We start from the raw sequence: 1,435 nt of genomic DNA, 5'->3' as shown, positions 1-1,435 counted from the left end.
GGCTCTTCGCAAACGAGAGTGTAGGCGGGGTGTAGCCGGGGTGGGCGCGTCGGTGACGAGATGGAGGTCGAGGCCTTCCGATGATGGAAGTTCTCACACTGCCCAGCCGAAAGACCTCGACGTGTTCAACGCTACCTTCGTTCGCCCTGACCTCACCACGTTCTGCCGGCTCGATGAGCTGGGCCTGGAAGCCGTCGGGCAGCACCTTGGGCCCGGTCAGGCAGTGATCGAGTGCCGTGTCGTCAAGGCGGATCCGTGGTGCCGATCCTGCGGTGCGGAAGGAGCGCCCAGGGACACCGTGACGCGCCGGCTTGCGCATGAGCCGTTCGGTCACCGGCCCACCACGCTGCTGGTTCGGGTGCGCCGCTACCGGTGCGGGAACTGCGGTCGCACGTGGCGGCAGGACACGGACCTCGCAGCTGAGCGGAGGGCGAAGATCTCCCGCCGCGGGCTTCGGTGGGCACTGGAAGGCGTCGTGGTCGATCACCTCACCGTGTCCCGGGTCGCCGCAGGCCTTGGGGTGTCCTGGCATACGGCGAACACCGCGATCATGACCGAGGGGAAGCGCCGCCTGATCGATGACCCTCACCGGTTCGATGGCGTGAGTGCTATCGGCGTCGATGAGCATGTGTGGCGGCATACCCGCAAGGGTGACAAGTTCGTGACGGTCATCATTGATCTCACCCCGATCCGCGACAAGACAGGCCCGGCGCGACTGCTGGACATGGTCGAAGGACGCTCCAAGCAGGTGTTCAAGGACTGGCTCCACGACCGCCCCCAAGCGTGGCGGGACGGCATCGAGGTCGTCGCGATGGATGGGTTCACCGGGTTCAAGACCGCAACCTCCGAGGAGCTCCCGGACGCGGTTCCGGTCATGGACCCCTTCCACGTCGTCCGCCTCGCCGGGGACGGGCTGGACCGATGCCGGCAACGCGTCCAACAAGCCACCACCGGGCATCGCGGCAGGGCCGGCGACCCGCTCTATCGGGCCAGGCGGACCCTGCATACCGGCGCGGACCTGCTGACGGAGAAGCAGAACGCGCGCCTGAGCGCTGTCTTCGCGTCCGAGGAGCACGTCCAGGTGGAAGCGACGTGGGGGATCTATCAGCGGATCGTCGCCGCCTACCGGGAACCGAATAAGACGAAGGGTAAGGAGCTGATGCAGGCCGTGATCGGCGCGGTCACCAACGGCGTGCCCGCCGCCCTGGTCGAGATCCGCCGGCTTGGCCGGACCCTGAAGCAACGCGCCGTCGATGTGCTCGCGTTCTTCGACCGCCCCGGCACCTCCAACGGGCCCACGGAGGCGATCAATGGCCGCCTCGAGCACCTCCGCGGCTCGGCCCTCGGCTTCCGTAACCTCACCAATTACATCGCCCGCAGCCTGCTCGAATCAGGCGGCTTCAGACCCCACCTACACCCTCAACTATGAAGAGCC

General features: G+C 67.0%; 1 protein-coding gene. It reads left to right on the top strand.

Annotation, left to right across the window (positions count from 1 at the left end):
• Positions 1 to 121: 121 nt before the first annotated feature.
• Complete coding sequence (locus tag ABD059_RS14955; protein WP_343881467.1) at positions 122 to 1,429, top strand: ISL3 family transposase; 1,308 nt, start codon at positions 122 to 124, stop codon at positions 1,427 to 1,429.
• The last annotated feature ends 6 nt before the right edge of the window (positions 1,430 to 1,435 follow it).

Origin of the sequence: Arthrobacter flavus (genome assembly GCF_039526005.1) — a bacterium.
Classification (GTDB): Bacteria; Actinomycetota; Actinomycetes; order Actinomycetales; family Micrococcaceae; genus Arthrobacter_D; species Arthrobacter_D flavus.
Note: the sequence above shows the minus strand (reverse complement) of the source record. Positions and strands in the feature narration are given on the sequence as shown.